The organism is Streptosporangium sp. G12 (assembly GCF_052983175.1).
On record NZ_JBRIQO010000020.1, the window covers coordinates 19,755 to 43,923 of the forward strand.

15 protein-coding genes are annotated in these 24,169 nt (G+C 71.7%); 6 read left to right on the top strand and 9 right to left on the bottom strand.

What is annotated here, in order from left to right:
• Positions 1-4: 4 nt before the first annotated feature.
• Positions 5-1,297, bottom strand: coding sequence for an extracellular solute-binding protein (locus tag ACVCAG_RS28340; RefSeq protein ID WP_440066964.1), 1,293 nt, complete (start codon positions 1,295-1,297; stop codon positions 5-7).
• Positions 1,298-1,662: 365 nt separating this feature from the next.
• Here ACVCAG_RS28340 and pulA point away from each other — a divergent pair, with 365 nt between their 5' ends.
• From pulA to ACVCAG_RS28355, 3 genes are all read left to right on the top strand, one after another.
• Positions 1,663-7,548, top strand: coding sequence for a pullulanase-type alpha-1,6-glucosidase (gene pulA, locus ACVCAG_RS28345; protein WP_447190578.1), 5,886 nt, complete (start codon positions 1,663-1,665; stop codon positions 7,546-7,548).
• 92 nt (positions 7,549-7,640) lie between these two features.
• Positions 7,641-9,359: a carbohydrate-binding module family 20 domain-containing protein gene (locus ACVCAG_RS28350; RefSeq protein WP_447190579.1), complete on the top strand. Its 1,719-nt coding sequence runs from the start codon at positions 7,641-7,643 to the stop codon at positions 9,357-9,359.
• A gap of 81 nt (positions 9,360-9,440) precedes the next feature.
• Positions 9,441-10,316 (top strand): AEC family transporter, encoded by an 876-nt coding sequence (locus ACVCAG_RS28355; protein ID WP_447190580.1) that lies wholly within the window; start codon positions 9,441-9,443, stop codon positions 10,314-10,316.
• Here ACVCAG_RS28355 and ACVCAG_RS28360 read toward each other — a convergent pair.
• A complete protein-coding gene (locus ACVCAG_RS28360) occupies positions 10,199-10,816 on the bottom strand; it encodes a TetR/AcrR family transcriptional regulator (protein ID WP_447190581.1) in 618 nt (205 codons plus the stop codon). The two genes, ACVCAG_RS28355 and ACVCAG_RS28360, sit on opposite strands and share 118 nt — an antisense overlap.
• Positions 10,817-10,921: 105 nt before the next feature.
• Here ACVCAG_RS28360 and ACVCAG_RS28365 point away from each other — a divergent pair, with 105 nt between their 5' ends.
• Positions 10,922-11,188: a hypothetical protein gene (locus tag ACVCAG_RS28365; RefSeq protein ID WP_440086487.1), complete on the top strand. Its 267-nt coding sequence runs from the start codon at positions 10,922-10,924 to the stop codon at positions 11,186-11,188.
• Between the two features lie 198 nt (positions 11,189-11,386).
• On the opposite strand, the gene ACVCAG_RS28370 is transcribed toward ACVCAG_RS28365, so the two are convergent.
• From ACVCAG_RS28370 to ACVCAG_RS28380, 3 genes are all read right to left on the bottom strand, one after another.
• Complete coding sequence (locus ACVCAG_RS28370) at positions 11,387-13,816, bottom strand: protein kinase domain-containing protein (RefSeq protein WP_447190582.1); 2,430 nt, start codon at positions 13,814-13,816, stop codon at positions 11,387-11,389.
• Between the two features lie 141 nt (positions 13,817-13,957).
• A complete protein-coding gene (locus ACVCAG_RS28375) occupies positions 13,958-14,608 on the bottom strand; it encodes a response regulator (RefSeq protein ID WP_440086489.1) in 651 nt (216 codons plus the stop codon).
• Positions 14,605-15,714: a histidine kinase gene (locus ACVCAG_RS28380; protein WP_440086490.1), complete on the bottom strand. Its 1,110-nt coding sequence runs from the start codon at positions 15,712-15,714 to the stop codon at positions 14,605-14,607. The genes ACVCAG_RS28375 and ACVCAG_RS28380 overlap by 4 nt, the downstream gene beginning before the upstream one ends.
• A 110-nt stretch (positions 15,715-15,824) precedes the next feature.
• On the opposite strand from ACVCAG_RS28380, the gene ACVCAG_RS28385 reads away from it, so the two are divergent.
• Entirely contained in the window at positions 15,825-16,769 is a 945-nt protein-coding gene (locus ACVCAG_RS28385) for an ATP-binding cassette domain-containing protein (protein WP_440086491.1), read from the top strand.
• Complete coding sequence (locus ACVCAG_RS28390) at positions 16,766-17,530, top strand: ABC transporter permease (RefSeq protein ID WP_447190583.1); 765 nt, start codon at positions 16,766-16,768, stop codon at positions 17,528-17,530. Before ACVCAG_RS28385 ends, ACVCAG_RS28390 begins: the two co-directional genes overlap by 4 nt.
• A 404-nt stretch (positions 17,531-17,934) precedes the next feature.
• On the opposite strand, the gene ACVCAG_RS28395 is transcribed toward ACVCAG_RS28390, so the two are convergent.
• From ACVCAG_RS28395 to ACVCAG_RS28410, 4 genes are all read right to left on the bottom strand, one after another.
• Positions 17,935-18,858: a hypothetical protein gene (locus tag ACVCAG_RS28395; RefSeq protein ID WP_440086493.1), complete on the bottom strand. Its 924-nt coding sequence runs from the start codon at positions 18,856-18,858 to the stop codon at positions 17,935-17,937.
• A gap of 235 nt (positions 18,859-19,093) precedes the next feature.
• Entirely contained in the window at positions 19,094-19,540 is a 447-nt protein-coding gene (locus ACVCAG_RS28400; RefSeq protein ID WP_447190584.1) for a DUF6294 family protein, read from the bottom strand.
• Positions 19,537-20,814 carry an amidohydrolase family protein gene (locus tag ACVCAG_RS28405; RefSeq protein WP_447190585.1) on the bottom strand — a complete coding sequence of 426 codons (1,278 nt, stop codon included), beginning with the start codon at positions 20,812-20,814 and terminating at the stop codon, positions 19,537-19,539. The genes ACVCAG_RS28400 and ACVCAG_RS28405 overlap by 4 nt, the downstream gene beginning before the upstream one ends.
• An 84-nt stretch (positions 20,815-20,898) precedes the next feature.
• Positions 20,899-23,829: an AAA family ATPase gene (locus tag ACVCAG_RS28410; protein ID WP_440086496.1), complete on the bottom strand. Its 2,931-nt coding sequence runs from the start codon at positions 23,827-23,829 to the stop codon at positions 20,899-20,901.
• Positions 23,830-24,169: the final 340 nt, after the last annotated feature.

Here is a 24,169-nt window from a genome sequence, read left to right on the forward strand (position 1 = left end):
CGGGTCAGCTCCAGTCCTTGAAGATGCCCCGGTACTGGCCGTCGACCTTCTTGAGCATGTCCTCGGGGGTCGCCGTGCCGCCGACGAGCGACTGGTAGCCCTCGAGGAGCGGCTGGAAGAGCTGGCCGCCCTCGGGGATCCACGGCCGCGCGGTCGCGGTCTCCATGATGGGCTTGAAGACGGAGACGTCCTTGTTGGCCTGCACGTCGGGGTTGTCGTACGCGGAGACGCGGGTCGGCAGGAGGCTGATCTCCTTGGCGACCTTGGCCTGGGACTCGGGGGTGCTCATGAAGCGGACGAACTCGTAGGAGGCGTCCAGGTTCTTGGAACCGGCGTAGATGGCCAGGTTCCAGCCGCCGGTGGGGGCGCCGGCCTTGACCGAGCCCGCCGGGACGGGCGCGATGCCCAGGTTCTCCTTGTCCTTGAACTCCTTGCCCTGGTAGATCTCCGACAGCGCCCACGGGCCGTTGTAGATCATCGCGGCCTTGCCGTCCTTGAGGGCGGTCATCGCGTTGGCGTAGCTGTCCTGGATGGCGGGCTTGGGCGCGGCGCCGGAGGTGATCAGGTCGGCGACGGTGGCCATGGCCTTCACGTTCGCCGGGGAGTTGACGGTGATCTTCTTGTTCTGCACGTCGAGGAGGTCGCCGCCCTCGCCGTACATGAAGGGCAGCAGGAAGTAGGAGTCGACGTTGAGCGCGAGGCCGCTGGCGCCGGTCTTCTCCTTGACGTCGAGCGCGGTCTGCTTGAGCTCCTCGACCGTGGTGGGGGCCTTCTCGTGCCCGGCCTCCTTGAGCAGCCGCTTGTTGTAGATGAGCGCGAGGGTGTCGGTGACCTGCGGGACGGCGTACGTCTTGCCGTTGTACTTGGTGCTGCTCAGCGGCCCCGGCAGGAAGTCCGACTCGTTCTCCACGGCGCGCGTGCCCTCCAGCGGCTGGAGGTAGCCGAGCGAGGCGAACTGGGAGGTCCAGGCGACCTCGGAACGGATCACGTCCGGCGCCCCCGCGCCCGCCTGCGCCGCGGTCTGGAACTGGTTCTGCGCCTGGTCGGAGGGGACGTTGACGTACTTGACCTTGATGCCCGGGTACTTCGCCTGGAAGTCCTTGATGAGCGCCTGGAAGGTCGGGCCCTCGCTGTCGGGCCTGACGGTGTCCCACCAGGTGATCTCACCGGTGATCTTCGACGGGTCCGTCGCCGCGGGCTGGGTGGGGGCCGCCGTACCGGCGTCACCGCCACCACAGGCGGAGACCGCCAGGGCGAGGGCCGCGACAATCGTCGCGGCCGAGAAGGCTCGCCGCATGTTCTTCTCCTCGTGTTCAGGGGGCGGCCGGGACCGAAGAGCCGTCCGGCCGGGTCTGGAGTACGCCGGACGTTACGCCGACGTGAACCTCATTGGAAGAAGTTTCTGCAAGAGTCTGCAAAGTCGTTACAAAGCCCCCCAAAGCCGAGGAGTCTCACCACCCTTCCCCTCGACCTGCGAGCAGCTATATCGCCCTCTTAGTGATGAAAAATCACTGTTTGTACGTTTTGGGCAACCGATTGGGTCCCCTTCCGGACGACCGTGAATTGCCGGGATTCAGAAAATTGCCGCAAGGGATTGCACAGACCATTCCCAATGAGTAACTTCCGGGCAATACCCTCGAAACAACTCCCGTGGAGGCCCCCGTGGTCTGGCCGCTCCCCCCACGGCGCGCGAGAACGACCTTCCTGACGGGGGTCGCGCTCGCGGCGACCCTGATCGCCACCCCTCTCGCCGCCACCCCGCTCCCCGCCGCCGCGTCCTCCTCCCCCGCGCCCCTCTCAGCACCGGTCCCGGCCTCCACGAGCTCCGTACCGGCCTCCACGAAGCCCTCCGCGTCCGGCGCCGTGGTGTCGTCCGGTCCCGTGGTGTCCGCGCTCAGCCGCACCGCCGAGCCCTCCGACCGGGACCTCGCGCGCGACGCGCTCCGCGCCGACCTGAGCCGCGAGCGCTTCTACTTCGCGATGACCGACCGGTTCGCCAACGGCGACACCGGCAACGACCGGGGCGGCCTGTCCGGCGACCGGCTCGCCACCGGCTTCGACCCCACGCACAAGGGCTTCTACCAGGGCGGCGACCTCAAGGGCCTGCTCGGCAAGCTCGACTACGTCAAGAACCTGGGCAGCACCGCGATCTGGATCACCCCGGCCTTCGTGAACCGTCCCGTGCAGGGCACCGGCGCGAACGTCTCGGCCGGGTACCACGGCTACTGGATCACCGACTTCACCAGGATCGACCCGCACCTGGGGACCAACGCCCAGATGAGGGAGCTGGTGCGCGAGGCCCACCGGCGCGGGATGAAGGTCTTCTTCGACATCATCACCAACCACACGGCCGACGTGGTCGACTACGCGGAGAAGACCTACTCCTACCGCTCCAAGGGTGCCTACCCCTACGTCGACACCGGCGGCGTGCCGTTCGACGACCGCGACCACGCGGGCGAGGACACCTTCCCGAAGGTGGACACCGGCTCGTTCCCGTACACGCCGGTCGCGCCGAGGAACGCCAAGACCCCGTCCTGGCTGAACGACCCGACGATGTACCACAACCGGGGCGACTCCACCTTCAGCGGCGGCGAGAACGACGAGTACGGCGACTTCTTCGGCCTCGACGACCTGTGGACCGAGCGCCCCGAGGTCGTCAAGGGCATGATCGACATCTACCGGACGTGGGTGCGCGACACCGGCCTCGACGGCTTCCGCATCGACACCGCCAAGCACGTCGACATGGAGTTCTGGGAGAGGTTCTCCCCGGCGCTGCGCGGCTACGCGGCCCAGCAGGGCAACAAGCGGTTCTTCATGTTCGGCGAGGTCTACTCCGGCGAGCCCGCCTTCACCAGCCGCTACTCCACCCGGGGCGCCATGGACGCCACCCTGGACTTCCCGTTCCAGGAGGCCGCCCGCTCCTTCGGCGGCGGCACGGCGGACGCGTCCCGGCTGGCCCGGCTGTACGCGGGCGACGACTACCACATCGACGCCGACGGCAACGCGTCGTCGCTGCCGACCTTCCTCGGCAACCACGACATGGGCCGCATCGGCCGCTTCGTCGCCCAGGACAACCCCGGCGCCCCCGACTCCGAGCTGCTGCGCAGGGACCTGCTCGCCCACGAGCTGATGTACCTCACCCGGGGCCAGCCGGTCGTCTACTACGGCGACGAGCAGGGCTTCACCGGCAAGGGCGGCGACCAGGACGCCCGCGCGTCCATGTTCGCCTCCAGGACCGAGAGCTACCTGAGCGACGACCTGATCGGCACCGGCTCCACCCACGCCCAGGACAACTTCGTCCTCTCCCACCCGCTCTACCGGGGCATCTCCGCCCTCGCCGCGCTGCGCGACGCCCACCCGGCGCTGGCCGACGGCGCCCAGATCGAGCGGCTGGTCTCCGGCGGCGTCTACGCCTTCTCCAGGATCGACGCCGCGCGGCAGGTCGAGTACCTGGTCGCGGTCAACAACGCCGAGCAGCCGGCGACCGCGAGCGTGCCCACCTTCTCGGCGGGCGCGGCCTTCACCCGGGTGTACGGCGAGGGCGCCGCCACGCTCACCACCGGCACGGACACGAAGCTGGCGCTCACCGTCCCCGCCCTGTCGGCGGTGGTCTACAAGGCGCCCGCCAGGCTCGAGGCCCCGGCCGCGGCTCCGGCCGTCTCGATCGCCCTGCCCGGGACCGAGATCAGGGGCACCGCCGAGGACGGCCGGATCCCGGTCGTCGCGACCGTGCCGGGCACCGGCTTCGACCAGGTCACCTTCGCCGCCAAGACCGGCGACGGCGCCTGGCGGGCGATCGGCACCGACGACGCCCCCAACGCCACCCCCTCCGGCCGCGCCTTCCGGGTCTTCCACGACCTGCGCGGCGTCGCGGCGGGCACGAGGATCTCGTACAAGGCCGTGGTGAAGGACTCCGCGGGCCGGTTCGCCTCGGCGGTCGCGCAGGCGACCGTCGGCGCCGAGCCCGCCCCCGAGGAGCCCGGCGCGGTCAGGCGCGACTGGCTGGTCGTGCACTACCAGCGGGAGGACGCCGCCGACTACGACGGCTGGGGCCTGCACGTCTGGGGCGACGTGGAGAACCCTACCGAGTGGGCGGCCCCGCTCCCGCTGACCGGCGAGGACTCCTACGGCCGCTTCGCCTGGATCAAGCTCAAGCCGGGCGCCACCAGCGTCGGGATCATCGCCCACAGGGGCGAGGAGAAGGACGGCGGCGACCGGATCGTGAACCCCGCCAGGAACGGCGAGGTCTGGCTGGCGAAGGGGAGACCGGAGACCCACCTGTCCCGCGCGGCGGCCCAGGGGTACGCGACCGTCCACTACGGCCGCCCGGACAAGGACTACGACGGCTGGGGGCTGCACCTGTGGGGTGACGGGCTCGCCGACGGGGTGCCCACCGACTGGGCCGCGCCGCGCCCGCCGGACGGCGTCGACTCCTACGGCGCGTTCTGGAAGGTGCCGCTGAAGGACGCCTCCCTTCCGGCGAACTTCATCGTGCACAGGGGCGACACCAAGGACCCCGGGCCCGACCAGTCGTTCACCCCCGCTCTGCAATCCGACGCGTACGTCGCCTCGGGCGTGGCGAAGGCCCACCCGACCCGGGCGGCGGCCGAGAACGTCGCGATCCTGCATTACCACCGGCCGGACGGGAATTACGACGGCTGGGGACTTCATCTGTGGGGTGACGTGGCGAATCCCACCGAGTGGGCCGCGCCGCTGCCGCCCGCGGGCGAGGACGGGTTCGGCGTTCACTTCCGCGTCCCCCTGACCGAGGGGGCCAAGACCGTGAACTACATCATCCACAAGGGCGACACCAAGGACCTGCCGGACGACCAGTCGCTGGACCTGACCGCGACCGGCCACGAGGTGTGGCGGGTCGCGGCCACCGAGGGCCACCTGCTGCCCCAGCCCTCGGCGCGCGGGGCCGACGCCGACCTGTCGAAGTCGTCGGCGCACTGGATCGACCGCGCCACCGTCGCCTGGAAGGTCGGCCCCTCCACCACGAATCGCTACTCCCTGGCCTTCTCCGCCGAGGGCGGCGTCACCTACGACAAGGGCGACCTGACCGGCGACCTCAGGATCATCCGGCTCATACCCGGCGCGCTGACCGAGGCGCAGAAGGCGAAGTGGCCGCACCTGGCCGGGCACGCCGCGTTCACCGTCGACCCGCGCGACGCCGACCTGGTGCGCGAGGCCGTCCGCGGCCAGGTCGTGGCCGTCGAGCGCGACGCCTCCGGCGCGCTGCTGGCCGCCACCGGCGTGCAGCTGCCCGGCCTGCTCGACGACCTGTACCCCAAGGCGGCGACCGCCGAGCTCGGCCCCTCCTGGAGCGGCGGCACGCCCAGGCTGTCGGTCTGGGCGCCGACCGCGGGCAAGGTCGAGCTGGCGCTCTACCGCGACTCCTCCGGCGGGAGGCGCACCGTCCACCCCATGCGCCGCGACGACGACACCGGCGTCTGGTCGCTGCGGGGGCGGCGGGACTGGAAGGACCGCTACTACACCTTCCTGGTCACGGTCTACGTGCCCGGCGAGGGGAAGGTCGTGGTCAACGAGGTGACCGACCCGTACAGCCTGTCGCTGTCGGCGGGCTCGGGCCGCAGCCAGCTCGCCGACCTGTCCGACCGGGCGCTGCGGCCCGACGGCTGGTCGTCGCTGGCCAAGCCGAAGGCCGTGCCCCAGCGGAAGGCGTCCATCTACGAGCTGCACGTGCGCGACTTCTCCGCCTCCGACACGACCGTCCCGGCCGCCGAGCGCGGCACGTACGCCGCGTTCACCGGCGACTCGGCGGGGATGAGGGAGCTGCGCGGGCTGGCCGAGGACGGGCTGACCCACGTGCACCTGCTGCCCGTCTTCGACATGGCGACCGTCCCCGAGCGCAGGGCCGACCGGACCGAACCCGCCTGCGACCTCGCCTCGATGCCCCCCGACTCCGAGGAGCAGCAGGCCTGCGTCGCGAGGACCGCGGCCAAGGACTCCTTCAACTGGGGCTACGACCCGCTGCACTACACCGTGCCCGAGGGCTCCTACGCCGCCGACCCCGACGGGTCGTCGCGGATCAGGGAGTTCCGCGGCATGGTCGGCGGGCTGAACAGGGCCGGGCTGCGGGTGGTGATGGACGTGGTCTACAACCACACCCACGCCGCGGGCCAGGACCCCGCCTCGGTGCTCGACCGCCTCGTGCCCGGCTACTACCACCGCCTGCTCGACGACGGCACGGTGGCCACCTCCACCTGTTGCGCCAACACCGCGCCCGAGCACGCCATGATGGGCAGACTCGTCGTCGACTCCATCGTCACCTGGGCCCGCGAGTACAAGGTGGACGGCTTCAGGTTCGACCTGATGGGCCACCACCCGAAGGCGAACATGGTCGCGGTCCGCGAGGCCCTGGACGCCCTGACCGTCGCCCGCGACGGCGTCGACGGCAAGTCGATCATCCTGTACGGGGAGGGCTGGAACTTCGGCGAGGTGGCCGACGGCGCCCGCTTCGAGCAGGCCACCCAGGCCAACATGGCGGGCACCGGGATCGGCACCTTCAGCGACCGGCTGCGCGACGCGGTGCGCGGCGGCGGCCCGTTCGACGCCGACCCCCGCGTGCAGGGCTTCGGCTCGGGGCTCGCCGGAGCGCCCAACGGCTCACCGGCCAACGGCGACGAGGGACAGCGGCGGGCCCGGCTGCTGAACTACCACGACCTGATCAAGGTCGGGCTCGCCGGCAACCTCCGCGACTACACCTTCACCGCCTCCAGCGGCGAGCGGGTCAAGGGCTCGCAGGTGAGCTACAACGGCTCCCCCGCCGGGTACACCGCCGCGCCGGACGAGGTCGTCACCTACGTCGACGCCCACGACAACGAGACGCTGTTCGACGCGCTGGCGTACAAGCTGCCCCCGGCGACCGCGATGGCCGACCGGGTGCGCATGCAGTCGCTCTCGCTGGCCACGGCCGTCCTCGGACAGGGCACCTCGTTCATGCACGCGGGCAGCGAGCGGCTGCGTTCCAAGTCGCTCGACCGCAACTCCTACGACTCGGGCGACTGGTTCAACCGGCTGCTGTGGGACTGCTCGGCGGGCAACGGCTTCGGCGCCGGGCTCCCCCCGAAGCCCGACAACGAGGACAAGTGGCAGTACGCCAGGCCGCTGCTCGCCGACCCGGCGCTGAAGCCGGACTGCGCGGCGATCGGCGCGGCCCGCGCCCGGTACGGGGAGCTGCTGAGGATCCGCTCCTCCTCGCCGGTCTTCGGCCTCGCCACCCTGGCCGAGGTGCAGGAGCGCCTCACCTTCCCGGCCGGCGGCACCTCGGAGACCCCGGGTGTCGTGACCATGCACCTGGACGCCACGGGGATCGACCCGCGCTGGAAGTCGGTCACCGTCGTCTTCAACGCGACCCCCGAGGCGCGGCCGCAGACCGTCGCCGCGCTGAAGGGCGCCCGGGTGACGCTCCACCCCGTCCAGGCGGCCGGCGACGACGCCGTCGTGAAGCGGTCGACGTTCGACCCCGCCACGGGCACGCTGACGGTGCCGGCCCGCACGGTCGCCGTCTTCGTCCGGCCCTGACCCCCGTACACCCCGGAAAGGCGGCCGGGCCAGGTGTTGCAGCACCCGGCCCGGCCAGGGAACCCGTCCATCGATCCTGGAGGCCCCCACCCGTGAAACCCTACAGAGTCGTCGTTGCCACGGCGTTGAGCGCTCTGGTGAGCGCCGCCGTGCTGGTGCCCGGCGCCCTCCCCGCCCAGGCCGCGCCGCCCACCCCCGGCCCGATCGTCAAACTGTGGAACTGGAACTGGAACTCCGTCGCCAGGGAGTGCACCGACGTCCTCGGCCCGGCCGGATACGCCGCCGTGCAGGTCTCCCCGCCGAACGACTCGATGTCGCGGGGCGGCGCGGTCTGGTGGGACGTCTACCAGCCCGCCCGCTACACCCTCACCAGCAAGTTCGGCGACGAGAACGCGTTCAGGAACATGGTGAACGCCTGCCATTCCGCCGGGCTCAAGGTCCACGTCGACGCCGTCGTCAACCACATGACCGGCCAGGGCAGCACCAGCTACGGCGGCCACACCTTCGGCAAGTACGACTACCCCGGGCTCTACTCCGCCGCCGACTTCCACTCCCCCACCTGCGGGATCAACGGCTCCGACTACGTCAACGACGGCTGGCGGGTGCAGAACTGCGAGCTGGTCGGCCTGGCCGACCTCAACACCGGCTCCGAGTACGTCCGCGACCGGATCGCCGGCTACCTCAACAAGCTGACCTCCCTGGGTGTGGACGGTTTCCGTATCGACGCCGCCAAGCACATCGACCCCGGCGACCTGGCCGCGATCAAGGGCAGGCTCACCGGCTCGCCGTACATCCACCAGGAGGTCATCCAGGGCGACGGCGAGGCGATCAGCCCGGGCCAGTACACCGGGATCGGCGACGTGCACGAGTTCGTGTACGGGCGCAGGCTCAAGGAGCAGTTCAACGGCGGCCAGATCAGGAACCTGCGGTCCTTCGGGCAGAGCTGGGGCCTGTCGGTGCCGAGCGACAAGGCCGTGGTGTTCGTCGACAACCACGACACCGAGCGCAACGGCTCGACCATGAACTACAAGTACGGCGACGCCTACCGGCTGGCCAACGTCTTCATGCTCGCCTGGCCGTACGGCACGCCCAGGGTCTACTCCGGGTTCACCTGGAGCGACGGCGAGGCCGGCCCGCCGTCGGCCAACGGCGGCTTCGCCACCGACGCCGACTGCGGCAACGGCCGGTGGACCTGCTTCCACCGCCAGATGAACGGCATGGTCGGCTTCAACCGCGCCGTGCAGGGCACCTCGGTCGGCGACTGGTACGACAACGGCAACAACGTGATCGCCTTCAGCCGGGGCGCGAAGGGCTGGGTCGCGATCAACAACGAGGGCGGGAGCGTCACCCGCACCTTCGCCACCGGCCTGCCCGCCGGGACCTACGCCAACGTCGCGGGCGGCGGCTCGGTGACCGTCGGCGCGGACGGCTCGGCCTCGGTGACCGTCCCCGCCAGGGGCGCGGTCGCCGTCCACACCGGCGCCCCGGGCCCCGGCCCAACCCCGACGGTCGACCCCGGCCAGGTCGCCACCACGTTCAACGCGACCGTGACCACGAGCTGGGGCCAGAACGTCTTCGTCGTCGGCGACGTCGCCGCGCTGGGCTCCTGGAACCCGGTGAACGCCGTCGCCCTGTCGTCGGCCGCCTACCCGGTCTGGAGGGCCACGGTGAACCTGCCGGCCGGCACGGCGATCCAGTACAAGTACATCAAGAAGAACTCCGACGGCTCGGTGACCTGGGAGAGCGACCCCAACCGCTCCTTCACCACCCCCTCCGGCGGCACCGCGACCCGCACCGACTCCTGGCGCTGACCCCCGACCGGCCCTGACTGACACGGCCCGGCCCTGGCCGGGCTCGCCGGGGAGCGCGAGGGCCCAGATACGGTATGCCGGGTGCAGGCGGTTATAGCAGCATTTATCCCGATATGGTTTATCGGCGCCCTCGGCTGGCTGGCCGCCCGGTTCGGATGGGCGAGCGACCAGGCCCGGCAGGCGCTGACGCGGTTCGCGTTCACCGTCGCGATGCCCGCGGTGCTGTTCACCACGCTCAGCCGTACCCCGCTCGACCGGATCCAGCCCGGCCCGCTGGTCGCCTTCGCGATCAGCACCTTCGCCGTCGGCCTGCTCGCGCTCGCGCTGTTCCGCGGCGGGCTGCCGGAACGGGTGCTCGCCGCGATGTCGTCGTCCTACGTCAACGCCGGCAACCTCGGCATCCCCGTCGGCCTGTACGTCCTGAACGACGCGACGTTCGTGGTGTCGGTCCTGATCTTCCAGGTCCTGGTGGTCTCCCCGCTGATCTTCCTCGGCCTCGGGGCCGGGCGCGCGTCCTTCCTCGCCCCGCTGCGGACGCCGATCGTGATCGCCTCCTTCCTCGGCCTGGGCGTGTCGGCCCTCGGCCTGCGGCTGCCCGACCTCGCGCTGAGGCCCCTGGAGATCCTCGGCGGCGCCGCGGTGCCCCTGGCGCTCTTCTCGCTGGGCATGTCCCTGAACGGCTCGGCCGTCTCCTGGCGCGCGACGGCACCGGCGGTGATGCTCAAGCTGCTGCTCCAGCCGCTGCTGGCCTTCCTGGCCGGGCGCTTCCTCCTGGGCCTCGACGGCCCGGCGCTCTTCGCGGCCGTCCTGTTCGCCGGGCTCCCCACCGCGCAGAACACCTACGTGTACGCCGCCGAGTACGGCCGCCCCACCGACCTGCCCCGCGACGCCATCCTCGTCTCCAGCGTCCTGTCCCTGGGCACCCTGTCGGCCATCGCCCTGCTGGGAGCCGCCTGATCCGAGGACGGGACTACGGGCGCGCCCGCTCCACCAGGACGGCGAGACCATCGAGATTCGTCCGCCATGGACAGCGCGACGCTGAGGACCAAGGCGGGCAGCGTGAGCGCCTCGCGGATCCGTGTCGTCATGGGCAGTCCGAGCCCGTCGAGCGCGCGCAGGGTCCATTCGGTGTGCTCCATCACGTTGGGCGCCAGCGACGGGCGGACGAGCGAGACGGCCCTGGGTAGCCAGAGGTGCCGCCGGCACGGCTCCCACTGCAGGCGGGAGATCAGTTCGAGCTTGGCCCGCCAGCCGTCCGGCCCCGGAACGGGCAGCTCGGGTTCGCCGAAGACCTCGTCGGTCATCTGCGTCACCAGCTCCTCCTTGCTCGCGACGTGCCGGTACAGCGACATCGGGCCGACACCGAACTCGGCCGCGAACCGTCGCATGGACACGGCGTCGAGTCGCTCGGTGTCGGCGATCGCGATGGCGGCGCGGAGAGTCCGCCTCCGGTCCAACGCCTGCCGGGAAACGCCGGCCCGCCGTGGTGCCGGAGGAGGAGTCACGACGACCGGCCGCGTCCGGCCCATGAGGGCGCCGACGGGGGGCGGCGGCTGCTCAACATGCTGGAGCCGGACGAGACCGCCGGCATCCCGACGGCCGAGGCCCAGGGTGAGGCGCACACCTGGGGCCGGATTCCCCGGACCTACGTGCGCCTCACCCTCGACCGGCTGATCCCGCCCGCGTTGCAGGACCGGTTCATCAAGGAGGCCGACCGTCTCACCCCGGACAACCCGACCGACGTGCGGAGCGTCGCGGCCCCCCACGTCGGCCCGTTCGACCGGCCGGAACTGGTGGAGATCTTCTCGGAGCTCGCCGCCGGTCGCTGACCGGCGCGGCGCGGCACGCTCCGGGACAGGCGGCACGTTCTTGGAAATCCGCACGCCCCCCGGAGACGCGGCACGTTCCGGGAGCGTACGGCTGGTCGAGGCAGGAGCCCGGCGACCCGGGGACCGGCCAGCGCAGGCGCCGGACACAGACGGACGCGCTGCGCTTCTACGAGCGCGAGGGCATCCTGCGGGGACCGGTCAGCCCAGGCGCCAGACGCGGACGGTGTCGTCGCCGCCTGCGGTGACCGCGACGGGGCGCCCGCCGAGCTCGGTCACCGCGGCGGCGAACACGTTGTGGTCGTGGGCCTTGAACGGCCGCCCCGCCGGCTTTCCCGTGTCGAGGTCGTGGACCCGCGCGGTGGAGTCGTTGCTGCCGGAGACGACGACGGTGAGCGATCCCACCCGGCCGACGGCCAGGGAGTAGACCCAGCCGCTGTGGCTCCGGATGGGCGGGCGTGCCTCACCGTCGCCCGCGGCGTCGTCGATGTGGATGTCCTGCGCGCCACCGGCGGACAGCACCACGAGCCTGCCGTCCAGCTCGGCCGTGGTGACGGCGGTGACCTGGCCGCGCTGGGTGAGGATCGTCTCGCCGGGCCCCGAGCGGAGCGGCCAGCGGCGCACCGTGCCGTCGCCGCCGCCGGTGAACACGACGGGCTCGTCGTCGAGCTCGGCGGTGGCCAGGCCGAACACGGCGCCGTCGGCGGCACGGCGGGCCTTGCCGATCGCGGCGCCCGTCCTCAGGTCCCACAGGCGCAGGCTCCCGTCGCGTCCACCGGTCACCACGACGGGCTCGCCGTCGAGAGTGGCCAGGGCGAGGGAGAAGACGGGCACGGCGGCGTCGAAGGGCCTGCCGACCGGCTTGCGGGTGGTGAGGTCCCAGCGGCGTACGGTGCCGTCGTCGCCGCCCGACACCGCGATCGTCCTGCCGTCCAGCTCGGTGACCGCGACGGAGCGCACCCAGTTGGTATGCCCGGCGAGCGTGGCCAGCGGCCTGCGGGTGGCCAGGTCCCACAGGCGGACGGTGCGGTCGTTGGCACCGGAGACGATCACGGGCCTGCCGTCCACCTGAGCGATCGCCACCGTCTGGAGGTCGTCGCGATGGCCGCGCAGCGGGCCGCCGACCGGCGCGCTCCTCCAGTCCCCGGTGACCGAGGTGGGGGTGGCCGCGGGGGACGCCGATCCACCGGGAGAGGGGGAACCGCCGGGAGACGGCGAAGTGCTGGGCGGCGCTGATTCGCCGGGCGAGGGGGATCCGCCGGAGACCGACGGGGATCCGGTCAGCGCGACGGGGGTGGGGTCCGCGGGCTCCTCCCCCGTACCCGCCAGCAGCGGCGGGAGCACGAAGACTCCCGCGGAGACCGCGACGGCGGTGGCGGCGACGGCGGCCCCGATCCGCCACGGCCGCGACCGTCCGGACCCGCCGGGCACGGTCGCGTCGGCGGACCCCTCCCGCGCGTCATCGGGAAAGGCCGGTACCCCGGGATCCGCCGGGCGCCACTGCCCCGGCGCGGCGCCCGGGCCGATCGGTGACGGCCCGGCGTACGACGGCTGCGGGGGCGCGGCGCTCCGCCCGGGTGGCGGCAACGACGGCAACGGCGGGGACGGCGGCTCGGACGGCGGCTCGGACGGCGGCTCGGACGGCGACCGAGAGAGCGGCTGCCGGGACGGCGGGAGCCAGGTGGGCCGCCGGGAGTCGGCACCCCACCCGGGAGACGGCTGCCCGGACTCGCCGTCCCGACCGGGGGACGGCTGGGACGACGGTGGCCGGTCCCGTACCGGGTGCCCGGCCTGCGGCGGTGACGGTGGCGCGACGGCTCCCGCCGACGGCTGGCGGATCAGCCGGAACAGCAGGTCGGGGGCGGCCGGCCGGGCGGCGGGGTTCTTGGCCAGGCAGGCGCGCAGCAGCGGCCGCAGCCCCTCGGGCACCCCGGACAGGTCGGGCTCGGCGTTGAGGATGCGGTGGAGCACGGCCGGGATGGAGTCCTGGCCGAACGCGGGGCCGCCGGTGGCGGCGAACACCATCGTCACGGCCCAGCTGAACACGTCCGAGGGGGCGGCGACGAGCTGACCGTGCACCTGCTCGGGTGACATGTAGGCCGGGGTCCCGATGGCGCCGCTGGTCTGGGCGGACCCGGCGTCGAGCGCCTTGGAGATGCCGAAGTCGATGACCCGCGGGCCGTCGAAGCCGAGGAGCACGTTGGCCGGTTTGAAGTCGCGGTGCGCGATCCCCGCCTGGTGGATGGCGACGAGCGCGGTGGCCGTGCTGATCGCGACGCGCTGCAGGGCGGCGCCATCGCGCGGTCCCTCGCTCTCGACGGCCTGCTGCAGCGACGGCCCGTCGATGAACTCGCTCACCACGTAGAGGTGGCCGTCGCTCTCCCCCGCGTCGAGCACCCGGGCGGTGCAGAACTCGGCGATCTGCCGGGCGACGGCGATCTCCCGCTGGAAGCGCGTCCTCGCGACCTGGTCGGCGGCGAACCTCGGGTGCAGCACCTTGACCGCGACGCGCTCACCGGCCGGGTCACGGCCGAGGTAGACCGTGCCCTGCCCGCCCTCGCCCAGCCTGGCCTCGATCGTGTACGGCCCGAAGGCGGTGGGGTCGCCGGATCTGAGCTCTGTACCGGCCATCGTGCTCCTCCCCCCGCCGCGAACCCGCCCGAGTGGTCCGGCGGCCGGCGCCCTGCCGCACGCGCCGGGTTCCGGGCAGCCGAGTCCCGGAAAGGAGCATGCCAGTATCAGCGAATTGCGCCAAATGCTGGCCAACTACTATCAGTCGAGGATGCTGGCGTGCAGGGCGCGCAGCACCGCGTTGGTCCGGTCGCGAGCCCCGAGTTTGAGCAGCACGGTCGAGACATGGTTCTTCACCGTGCCTTCTGCCAGAAACAGGGCCCGGGCGATCTCGCGGTTGCTGTACCCCTCCGCGACGAGCCGCAGCACCTCCACCTCTCGTTCGGTGAGCTGCTGGATCGCGGGCAGATCGTCGTCATCCGCCGACCGGCGGCGGTGCACCGCGCGCAGCAGCCGATCGGTGATCGACGGCGAGATCAGCGTCCCCCCGTCGGTCAGGACGCGGATGGCCCGGGTCAGCCGTTCGAGCGTCACGTCCTTCAGCAGGTAGCCGCATGCCCCCGCCCGCATCGCGTCCAGCACCAGGGTGTCGTTGTCGAACGTGGTCAGCACGAGCACCGGCGGCGAGCCGCCCGCGCGCTCCTGCAACGCCCTGAGCACCCAGATGCCGTCGTGGCGGGGCATGCGCAGGTCGAGCAGGACGACGTCGGGGGCGTGCTCCTCGATCGCCGCCAGCGCGGACATGCCGTCGTCGGACTCCCCCACCACCTCGATGTCGTCGGTCAGGTCGAGCAGGCTGCGGATGCCCTGCCGCACCAGGGTCTGGTCGTCGACCACGATCACCCGGATCACCGCGCCGGCACCCTGGCGGTGACGCGGAAACCGTCGCTGCCGTCGAGCCGCACGTCGCCGCCGACCGCGCCGATCCGCTCGCTCAGGCCGCGCAACCCGTTGCCCGGCCGCAGATGGGGACTGCCGCGCCCGTCGTCGACGGAGGTGAGCCTCACACCCCGGTCCGGCGTGCTCTCGATCCGGATGCGCAACGAGGTCGCGTCCGCGTGCCGGACGGTGTTGGTGACGATCTCCTGGACGACGCGGATGAGCGTCATGGTCACCTCCTCGGTGGGGCGTACGTCGTCGTCGATCCACACACCGACCTCAAGGCCGGGAATGTCGCGTACTACGGCGGTCAGGGACTCGCGCAGATCGGGCGCGTCGGTGCGCAGCTGCCCGACGGTCGTGCGCACGTCGCGGAGCAGGTCCCGCGCCACCCGGTCGGCGCGCTCGATGTGCACGCGCGCGCCGGGGCCGTCGCGGTGCCGGGCGACCTCCAGCTCCAGGGTGAGCGCCGTGAGCTGGTGCCCCATCAGGTCATGCAGTTCCCGGGCGATGCGCAGGCGTTCGTGGGCGCGTGCGGTGTCGGCCAGGATGACACTCGCCGCCCGCAGCTCCAGATGTGCCTCGCTCAGCTCACGGCGCATCCGCTGCTCCCGGATGGTCGCCAGCGAGCTCAGCAGCGTCGCGACCTGGATCAGCAGGTACAGCAGCGCGCTGAGGCCGATCTGGGGGAAGGCGGCGCCGGTGAGACCCACGGTCACGGCGATGACGACGGTGTTGAGCACGACCACCAGCGGGCCCGCCCACGGCGGTGCGATGTACGCGCCCAAGGCCGCGACGAAGACCAGCAGGATCGGCAGCCACCCGGCGCCGGGCGCCGTCAGGATCGTCAGCCACCCCAGCACGACGGCCGCGCCGTAACAGGCCCACGCCCGCCTTCGCCGGCAATCCTCCCAGAGCACGGCGGTCAGCGAGGTGACCAGCAGCGCCACGAACAGCGCGCCCCACACCGGCCGGGGCACCCACGTCTCGGCCGCGCCGAGCAGTATCGGGGTGCCCACCGCGAGGCACACCAGCAGCACCGCCAGCCCCGCCCACGCGTCCGGCTCGATTCGCCGCATAGCATCACTTTACTGGCGCTCGCATCCGGGCCGAGGTGCCAAAAGTCATGGGTGCCGATACTGACCATCGGCACAGGCGCCTGGGGCTCGCCCTTTCTAACGTCGACGGCATGCATGCGACAACGTCATCTCCCGCCGTCGAGGCGGACCGTCTGCACAAGCGCTACCGCTCCAAGGTCGCCGTCGAGGAGGTCAGCCTCTCGGTCGCCGCCGGCGAGATCTTCGGCATCCTGGGACGCAACGGAGCCGGCAAGACGACCACCGTCGAGCTGATCGCCGGGCTCAGGCGGCCCGACCGCGGCACCGTCCGCGTGCTCGGCCTGGACACCCGGCGCGACCGGGCCCGGCTGCGCCAGGTTCTCGGAGTCCAGTTGCAGGAGGCCACCCTGCACTCCGCGCTCACGGTCACCGAACTGGTCCGCCTGTACGGGACCTTCTACCGCGACCCGCTGCCGGCCGGCGACCTGATCGAGTCGGTCGGCCTGACCGCCTCCCACCGCACCCGCTTCGAGAATCTCTCCGGCGGCCAGCAGCAACGGCTGTCGATCGCGCTCGCCCTCGTCGGGCGGCCCCGGGTGGTGATCCTCGACGAGCTCACCACCGGGCTCGACCCCGAGGCACGCCGCCAGATGTGGTCGACCCTTGAGCGGCTGCGCGAGTCCGGCGTGACCGTCCTGCTCGTCAGCCACTCCATGGAGGAGATCGAACGACTGTGCGACCGGGTCGCACTGCTCGACGAGGGACGGGTCATCGCCCTCGACTCGCCCTCCGGACTCGTGCGAAGGGCCGGGTTCGCCCAGAGGGTCACCTTCCGCACGGCCGCCCCCGTGCCGGGCGGGCTGCTCGAAGGACTCGACGAGGTCGAGCGGGTACGCGCCGACGGCGACCGCGTCGTCGTCGAAGGCCACGGTGACCTGCTCCAGGCCGTCAGCGTCGCGCTCGTACGCGCCGGCGTCGTGGCGACCGGGACGCGCAGCGAACAGGCCGGCCTGGACGACGCCTTCGCCGTCCTGACCGGGCACCGGCTCGACGCCGAGGAGGAGACGGTCCGATGACGGACATCGTCGTCCACCGCCCCGGCCCGCGCGCCTGGGCCGGACTGCTGATCTGCGAGCTCAAGATGGTCGCCCGCGACACCGCCGGGCTGATCGTGCCGATCGGCATGCCCATGCTCATCCTGGTGATGAACGCCTCGTCCGCCGGCCGGGAGACGATCGCGCACGGCCGCACGGCGTTCGACGTCTACGTACTGCCGCTGGTGTTCACGATGGTCGTGGCCACCACCGGCATCGTCAACATGCCGAGCTTCCTGGCCTACTACCGCCGCAGCGGCATCCTGCGACGCCTCGGGGTGACGCCCGCCTCTCCCGCGCTGGTTCTCGTCGCCCAGGCGGCCGCCGGCGCGCTGCAGATCACCGTCGGCATCGCGGCCGCCTGGCTCCTGGCCCTGCTGGCATTCGACGCCAGCCCCCCGGTGCGTGTCGGCGCGGCGCTCGGTGCGCTGGCGCTGACGGTGGCCGCCATGTACGCCGTGGGCCTGATCGTCGCCGCGCTGTCGCCCACCCCGAACTCCTCCGTGGCGATCGGCCTGAGCGTCTTCTTCGTCCTGGGCGCCACCGGCGGCATGTTCGGCGGGCGCGGCAGTCTCCCAGAGGTGATCACGACGATCGGGCAGTGGCTGCCGTTCAGCGCCGGGAGCCAGGCCCTGTCGGCCGCCTGGATCGGCGCCCCCGTCGAGGCCTCCAACCTGATCGGCCTCGCCGCCTGCGTCGTGTTCGGCAGCGTTGTCGCGGCCGTGTTCTTCCGCTGGGACTAGGAACCGTTCAGAGTTCGGATCATGTGGCTGAGGTGAGGAGCTTCAGCCACATGATCGCGCCTCGGAGGTGGAGTCCGGCCTTGTAGCTTTCCGGGGTTTTGTCGTAGCGGGTCGCCAGGCCGCGCCAGGTCTTGATCTTCCGGAAACAGCGTTCGACTGTTCTTCAACCCCCGGTGAAGAGTTCGGCGCTGGTGGAGTTGCTTCGCGGAGAAGGGGTGGCGTCGTTGCCGCAGCCGACCTGCGGCATGAAATCAGGAGAGTCGACCTTTTCTGGCACACGGGAGCGTGCATGCCAGGGTGACCCGGGTTTGAACACATCAAGTAGCCGTCAGCTCTGAACACACACCCCTGTGTCATCCGGGAACCGGCGACATGGGGCGCCGCGAGGGGTCACACTGCTGGTGCTACGCCAGACTGACCCGCAGGTCGAGGTTCATGTGCCGGTCAGTGAACCGCTGCTGACCGCTCCACTGTCCGTTCTGGAATTGGGACCACCAGAGAAAGTTGTCGTCACTGCCGACCCAGACCATCACGAGGCCCCGGTTCGTCCGGCCGAGCGCCGGGCTGCCGGTGGTCCATCCTACGGGCAGGTACTGTGGGGGTCCCTCCAACGTCGACCACCAGATATCGTTGTTGTCGACGCTTCGCCAGGCCATGTACAGATGTCTGCCATCGGACACGAGGGCAGGAACCTTGCTGGTGACCCTATGATCGGTGAAAGAAATCGGGTCTGACAGACGCGCTCCGTCCCAGTGCGCCAGCCGGATCTCCTTGGTTCCTTCCTCGCGCCAGGCGATGTACAGCTTTCCCTGGTGCTCCGTGGCCGCGACGCCGTCCTCGGTGCGGATGTCCGGGAGCCACCATGCGGGGGTGGGCGGGTTCCCCTCGCCTGGCTGCACCCACGTGTCACCACGTAGCTCCGACCAGCGCATAGAGGTGCCGCCGTCGCCTGCAGCCGCATCCGGGGTCGTCTTCCAGAACATGAACATCCGGCCGCTGTATTGAACCATGGTAGGAAAATTCTTGGTTTTGAAAGTGCGGTGGCCGTTTCCCGCTGGGACGTACGGCCCCCAGGCGTACTGCGTGCCGCCTGGGATCGCGTCAGGCAGCCGCTGCAGCCGCGAGAACCAGATGTGCTCGTCGTGACCGGAGCCCTTCCACGCCATGACGGTGTCGGTGCTGTTGCCCGCGATCGATGGGACGTTGCTGGTTCGCCGATCCCAGAGCAGTTGCGGCTCGGTCCAGCGGATGGTCGTCCCTATCACGTTGCGCGCCTCGGACCAGCGCGGGAAGTCGTCGCCGTCAGGATTCCACTCCAGCCAGGCCATTGCAGGCACCCGGATCGACATTATGTGTGGGCCTGTCATAATTCGCTACCTCCACTCAAATCACAGGGTGTATTGCGGGTGCGGATGATTCCACAACCTGGTGGTCCACCTCTGATCGCGAAATGTAAATCCTCCCTCCGCATGTCCCACACCGAGCGCGCCAGCGGCCGGATGTCGTTCCCGCCGGTCTGATCGTGGGGGCGCGGCAGGCCGTGTGGCCTGTCGCGGAGGGTGGTCAGCAGTGCTTGGCGAGGGACATGCGCTTGATGAGGGGGAACAGGTGCTTTTTGAATTCACCGGAGGCGAACCAGCGGTAGCGTTGTGAGCTGCTGGGCAGGCCCTGGACGAACTTGGTCGGGTCGGAACGGTCCTGGACGTCGACGTTGGTCAACGTGCCGAGCACGGCGTTGTTCTCGTCCTTGAGGCGCGCCCACATCAGCCAGGCGTCGTTGTCGTCGCCGCTGGTGACCGTGCCGTCGAACGTGGCTCTGCCGCTCGGGTACAGGGTCCATCGGGCGCCTTCGAACATCGTGCAGTTCCCCGCCGTCATCGGCCTGCTCCACGTGAAGGACATGGGGGACAGCGACGTGGAGGACGCGGCGCTCGGGAGCGTCGGTCCCAAGGCCAGGGCTACCAGGGTCGAGGTGGCGCCCACGGTCATGCGGAAGCGGGATCGGTTCATGACGGTTGATTCCTTTCGTAGTGAGGGTTGGTCGGAATGCGCCGGCCGAAGGTTGTCGGAGGCGGAATCGGGGTGAGCAGGGGGGTACCGCGGACGTAGACGGCGCGGATGTGGTGCAGGGCGTTGAGGTCTTCGAGTGGGTTGCCGTCGACGGCCAGGATGTCGGCGTCGTAGCCAGGGGCGAGTCGGCCCTTGCGATCTCCCAGCCCGCACACCTCGGCGGCGAGGGAGGTGGCGGCGCGCAGCGCCTCGGTTCTGGTCAGGCCGATGCCGGGGAACTGGCCGACGGCCCAGCGCAGGACGTCGGGCGGCTTGACCGGGCCGATGCCGGCGTCGGTCCCGGCGACGATTCGCGCCCCGGACGCGTGCAGTCGGCGGGCGTTGGCGGTCAGCGCCGGTACCCGGGCCGCCATTGCGGACGGCATCGCGCCCCCCTCCACCGGGACCACGCCGAGCGTGATCCCGAGTGCGATGCCGCGTTCCGCTATGGCCTTGACAAGGTCGTCCGGCGCCGGGTCGACGCCTTCCGAGGTCATGAAGGTGACGTGCTCAAGACCGTCCACACCCGCCGCGACCGCGTCGGCGACGGCTTGGGTGCCGTGCACGTGGGCGGTGACCGGCAGGTGGTGGCGGTGCGCCTCGGCCACGGCGGCCCGCAGCTCCTCCGGCGTGAACTGGGGCAGCTCAGGGTGGGTGCCGGGGGTCAGGTTGCCCCCGCTCGCCATGATCTTGATGATGTCGACGCCGCGCTCGGCGCGTTCCCGCACGGCCGCGCGGACCCCGTCCACGCCGGTCGCGGCGCCGCCCAGGTAGTGGCAGTGCCCTCTGGGCGTGGTGATCGGCGGCCCGGCCGCGACGATCGTCGGTAGAGAGCGGTCGGACGCGGCGGCGCCGCGCAGCGCGAGGCTCAGATAGTCCCGGTCGCCGAGATCGCGCACCGTCGTCACCCCGCCGCGGACGGCCCGCCTGGCGGCCGCCGCCATCGCGGCGAGGGCGGCGGCGGCGTCTCGGCCTGCCAGGTTGCCCACCGGATCCGGGCTCGCGTCGAAGGCCAGGTGAACGTGCGTGTCGATCAGGCCCGGCAGCAGCGTCGCACCGCCGAGGTCGACGACGGTGGCCCCCTGCGGCACACCGTCGAACGGGCCGACGGCCACGATGACGCCGCCGTCGAGCACGAGGACGGGATCGGGGGTCAGGGCCGGGCCGATGCCGTCGTACAGCCACGCGGCGCGCAGGACCGTGAGTCCGCCGAGCCGGGAGGAGCTGGTGTTCATGCACGTCAGCGTGCGGCCACCGGGGCCCTGCCCGCGTCCGGGAAACTACTCATGGCCGGTACTCATCCAGGGCAACCCGTGCGTCTACCCGGGCTCCGTGTCCGTCTGTCGCCGCGGACGGCCGGAGGCGACCCAGGCGGCGATCTGGGCGCGGCTGGTGAAGCCGAGTTTGCCCAGGATGTGCTGTACGTGATTCTCCACTGTCCGCTCGGCGATGTGCACGGCGGCGGCGATCTGCCGGCTGGTCAGGCCTTGGGACACCAGCACGGCGATCTCGTCCTCGCGCCGAGTCAGCGGGCCGGCCACCCGGCCGGACAGCGATCGCGCCAGTTCCGCGCAGCGCTCCCGCAGGGGAGCCATGCCGAGCCCTCCGGCCGCCGAGCCCGCCGACTCGGCCAGCGCGACCGCCTCGTCCCGGTCTCCCGGCCGTCGGCGCCTGGCCAGGGCACGGGCCAGTTCGTATCGGGCGAAGGCGGCCATGGGCGGCATGCCCGCCCGCTCGTTGATCTCGGCGGCGACGCGCAGGTGACGTACGGCATCGTCGAGGCGGCCCAGCGCGGCGGCCGCCCTTCCGAGCGGCAGCCGCATCGAGCCGAGGACCGCGATCACGCCGGCCCCACCGCAGGCGAACAGATCGGCATACGGTGCCATTGCACGGTACGTCTCGGCGGCCGCCTCCCGGTCGTCGAACTCCGCGGCGAGTTCGGCCGTGACGGCGAGCGCGCTCAGCAGAAGAAAACCCGGCACCGACGACGCGGGCGGCAACGTCTGGTAGATCTGCCGGGCCTCCTCCCGCCGTCCGGACGCCACCAGCAACAACGCCCAGGCGGGAGGCATCGCGACGGTGGCCGGGTTCACTTGGACCGCCGCCTCGATCGACTGGTCGGCGCTTCCGGCCTGGGTTCGCACCATCACCAGGAAGCCGTGCGACGGCACCAGGGCGCCCTCGTGGCCGGCCCGCCGCGCCAATTCCAACGCCTGTTCCCCCAGCGCGAGCGCATCACCGAAACGGCCGCGGGCCAGGGCGATCGCGGCCTGGTAGCGCAGCGCGTGCCAGCGTGCCAGTGGCGAGCGCAGCCGCCGGGCCACCGTGTCGATCGGGTCCAGTTCGGCCTCGGCCCGGTCGATCTGGCCCAGTTGCGCCAGCGCGTCGAAACGCCACAGCCGGCCCCACAGCACCGCGTCATCGTCACGGTCGGCCTCGCCCATGGCCAGCATCCGGTCCCCGAGGGCCAGCCGGTCGGCCACGCCGTCCGGGCCGCTGCGAGCGAGTTGTCTGGCCCGCAGCGCCTCCTTGACGGCCCTTCGGTCGCCGACCCGTTCGGCCATGGCCAGTGCTTCGGCCGAAAGGGCCCCGGCATCGCTGGACGAAGTCCACGAATCGTTCACCGCGAACTGGGCCAGGAGCCGCGCCCGCAGCGCGCTGTCCTGTTCGGGGATGCCCGCCAGCGCCTCGGCGTACAGCGCGCCGCCGGTGGCGTCCCACGCGAAGTCGGTGACCCCCTCCATGATCATGGCCGCCTCGCCGATGGTCCGCGCGTCGCCGGCCTCTCGCGCGATGGCGGCGGCCGCGAGCAACGACCGGCGGGCGCCGACCATCTCGTACGCCCTGACCTGCGCACGAGCTCTCGCCATCAGTAACCGGCACCGGTCCGGCCCGCCCAAGGCCGCGTCGGCCGCCGCGGCCACCGCGCGCCCGTACAGGGCGGCGGCCTCCTCCCACGCCAGTTGCGCCATCGCCTGCCCCGCGGCGCGCTCGGCCCACGCCACGGCCAGGCCGGCGTCCCCCGAGGGCAGCGACTCCAGCAGGTGAAAGGCCACCTCACTGACCCGGTCGGCCGCATCGACCCGCCCGATCAGGTACTCCGCCATCCGCAGATGCAACGTGAGCCGCTCCGCCGTGGACACCTCCAGCCGCGCCGCCTCCCGGATCAGATCGTGCCCGAACCGCACACCTGTGGGTCTCGCCTCCGTCGCGCCACCCGTGCTCCCGCCTGCGCGCGCCCCCGTGTCCGCCAGAGCGGTCAGGATTCCGGCCGCCGCCGCTTCGTCGAGCGCGTTCAGTACCTCCCCCACCTCCCACTCGGCCGCCGCGGCCAAGGCGAGCGGGTCCACTGCCGAGCCCAGCACTGCCGCCGCCGACACCACCCGCCCGCACCACGCCGACAGGCGATCCAGCCGACCCCGTACGGCGTCGCGGACCCCGACCGGCAGCTCTGCATCATCCCCTTGCTCGCCGCCCAGCACCCGGGCCAACTCGGTGACGAAGAACGGATTTCCCTGCGTACGCCGACTCACCGCGCCGACCACCGATTCCGGCGACGGCCAGCCGGTGACCCCGGCCAGCAAGTCGCCGACCTCGGCCTCGGCCAGGCCCGTCAGCCGCACCCGCGTCACCGACGCCTCCCCGGCCAGCGAGGCCAGCATCCGCCGCAGCGGCTCCCCGATCTCGGTGTCCCGGTAGATCGCCAGCACCGCCAGCCGTGACCCGGCCACTCCCCGAGCCAGGTACACCAGCAGCCGCAGCGACGCCTCGTCCGCCCAATGCAGGTCATCCAGGACCACCAGCAGCCCATCGGCCCCGGCCCCGGCCACCAGCAGCCCGCTCACCTCTTCGAACAGCTGGAACCGCTGCTCGGCCCCGCCCACTCCCGCGTGCACCAGGTCACCCAGCTCCGGCACGACGCCTCCCGTGCCCTGCCCGGCCTCCTGTCCCATGCCTTGCTCGGCGCCCTGCCCGGCACCGTGACCCGCGTGCTGACCCGGAGCGCCCCCGGATCGCCCGAGCGCCCGCAGGACCTGCCGGAACGGCCAATACGCCGGATTGCCCTCCTCATCGGTGGCCCGCCCCCACCAGCACCGCATCCCCATCCGCGCCGCCAGCGCCGCGGCCTCCTCCGCCAGGCGGCTCTTGCCCGCCCCGGGCTCCCCGGCCAGCAAAACCACCTGGCCCGCGCCACCGGCGGCCGCGCCAAGCCGGTCCGCGAGCAGCGCAAGCTCACGCTCCCGCCCCACGAACCCGACCTGCCCCTGTCGCGTCGCCTTCTCCGCTCCACCCGCGACCAGCCTTCACCGACCGCTTCCACCCGACTGTCGCCTCCGCAAGTGTGCCAGCGGTTCCACCCGGTTCAAAAGCACGGCGGCGAAGAGGGGGTTGATGCCGGCGGGAGTCGTTGATCAAGTGGTCCGTATTCGAGAGCACGGCCCCGGTGGCGGTCGCCCGGAGCGGTCGTTGGGGCGTAGCGATTCCAGGTCGCGTCGGCGTCAGCGGCGACTCGTGTGGCGGTGACGTGGTGATGGCCGAGAGACCTGGTGATGACGGGTGCCGGGGCCTGGAGAACGAGTTGGCGCCGGA

What these genes read in the sequence shown, in the direction of transcription:
- ACVCAG_RS28340 (WP_440066964.1), bottom strand. Translation starts at nt 1,297, where the DNA reads ATGCGGCGAGCCTTCTCGGCCGCGACGATTGTCGCGGCCCTCGCCCTG.
- ACVCAG_RS28365 (WP_440086487.1), top strand. Translation starts at nt 10,922, where the DNA reads ATGCTGGAGCCGGACGAGACCGCCGGCATCCCGACGGCCGAGGCCCAG.
- ACVCAG_RS28370 (WP_447190582.1), bottom strand. Translation starts at nt 13,816, where the DNA reads ATGGCCGGTACAGAGCTCAGATCCGGCGACCCCACCGCCTTCGGGCCG.
- ACVCAG_RS28380 (WP_440086490.1), bottom strand. Translation starts at nt 15,714, where the DNA reads ATGCGGCGAATCGAGCCGGACGCGTGGGCGGGGCTGGCGGTGCTGCTG.
- ACVCAG_RS28385 (WP_440086491.1), top strand. Translation starts at nt 15,825, where the DNA reads ATGCATGCGACAACGTCATCTCCCGCCGTCGAGGCGGACCGTCTGCAC.
- ACVCAG_RS28390 (WP_447190583.1), top strand. Translation starts at nt 16,766, where the DNA reads ATGACGGACATCGTCGTCCACCGCCCCGGCCCGCGCGCCTGGGCCGGA.
- ACVCAG_RS28395 (WP_440086493.1), bottom strand. Translation starts at nt 18,858, where the DNA reads ATGGCCTGGCTGGAGTGGAATCCTGACGGCGACGACTTCCCGCGCTGG.
- ACVCAG_RS28400 (WP_447190584.1), bottom strand. Translation starts at nt 19,540, where the DNA reads ATGAACCGATCCCGCTTCCGCATGACCGTGGGCGCCACCTCGACCCTG.
- ACVCAG_RS28405 (WP_447190585.1), bottom strand. Translation starts at nt 20,814, where the DNA reads ATGAACACCAGCTCCTCCCGGCTCGGCGGACTCACGGTCCTGCGCGCC.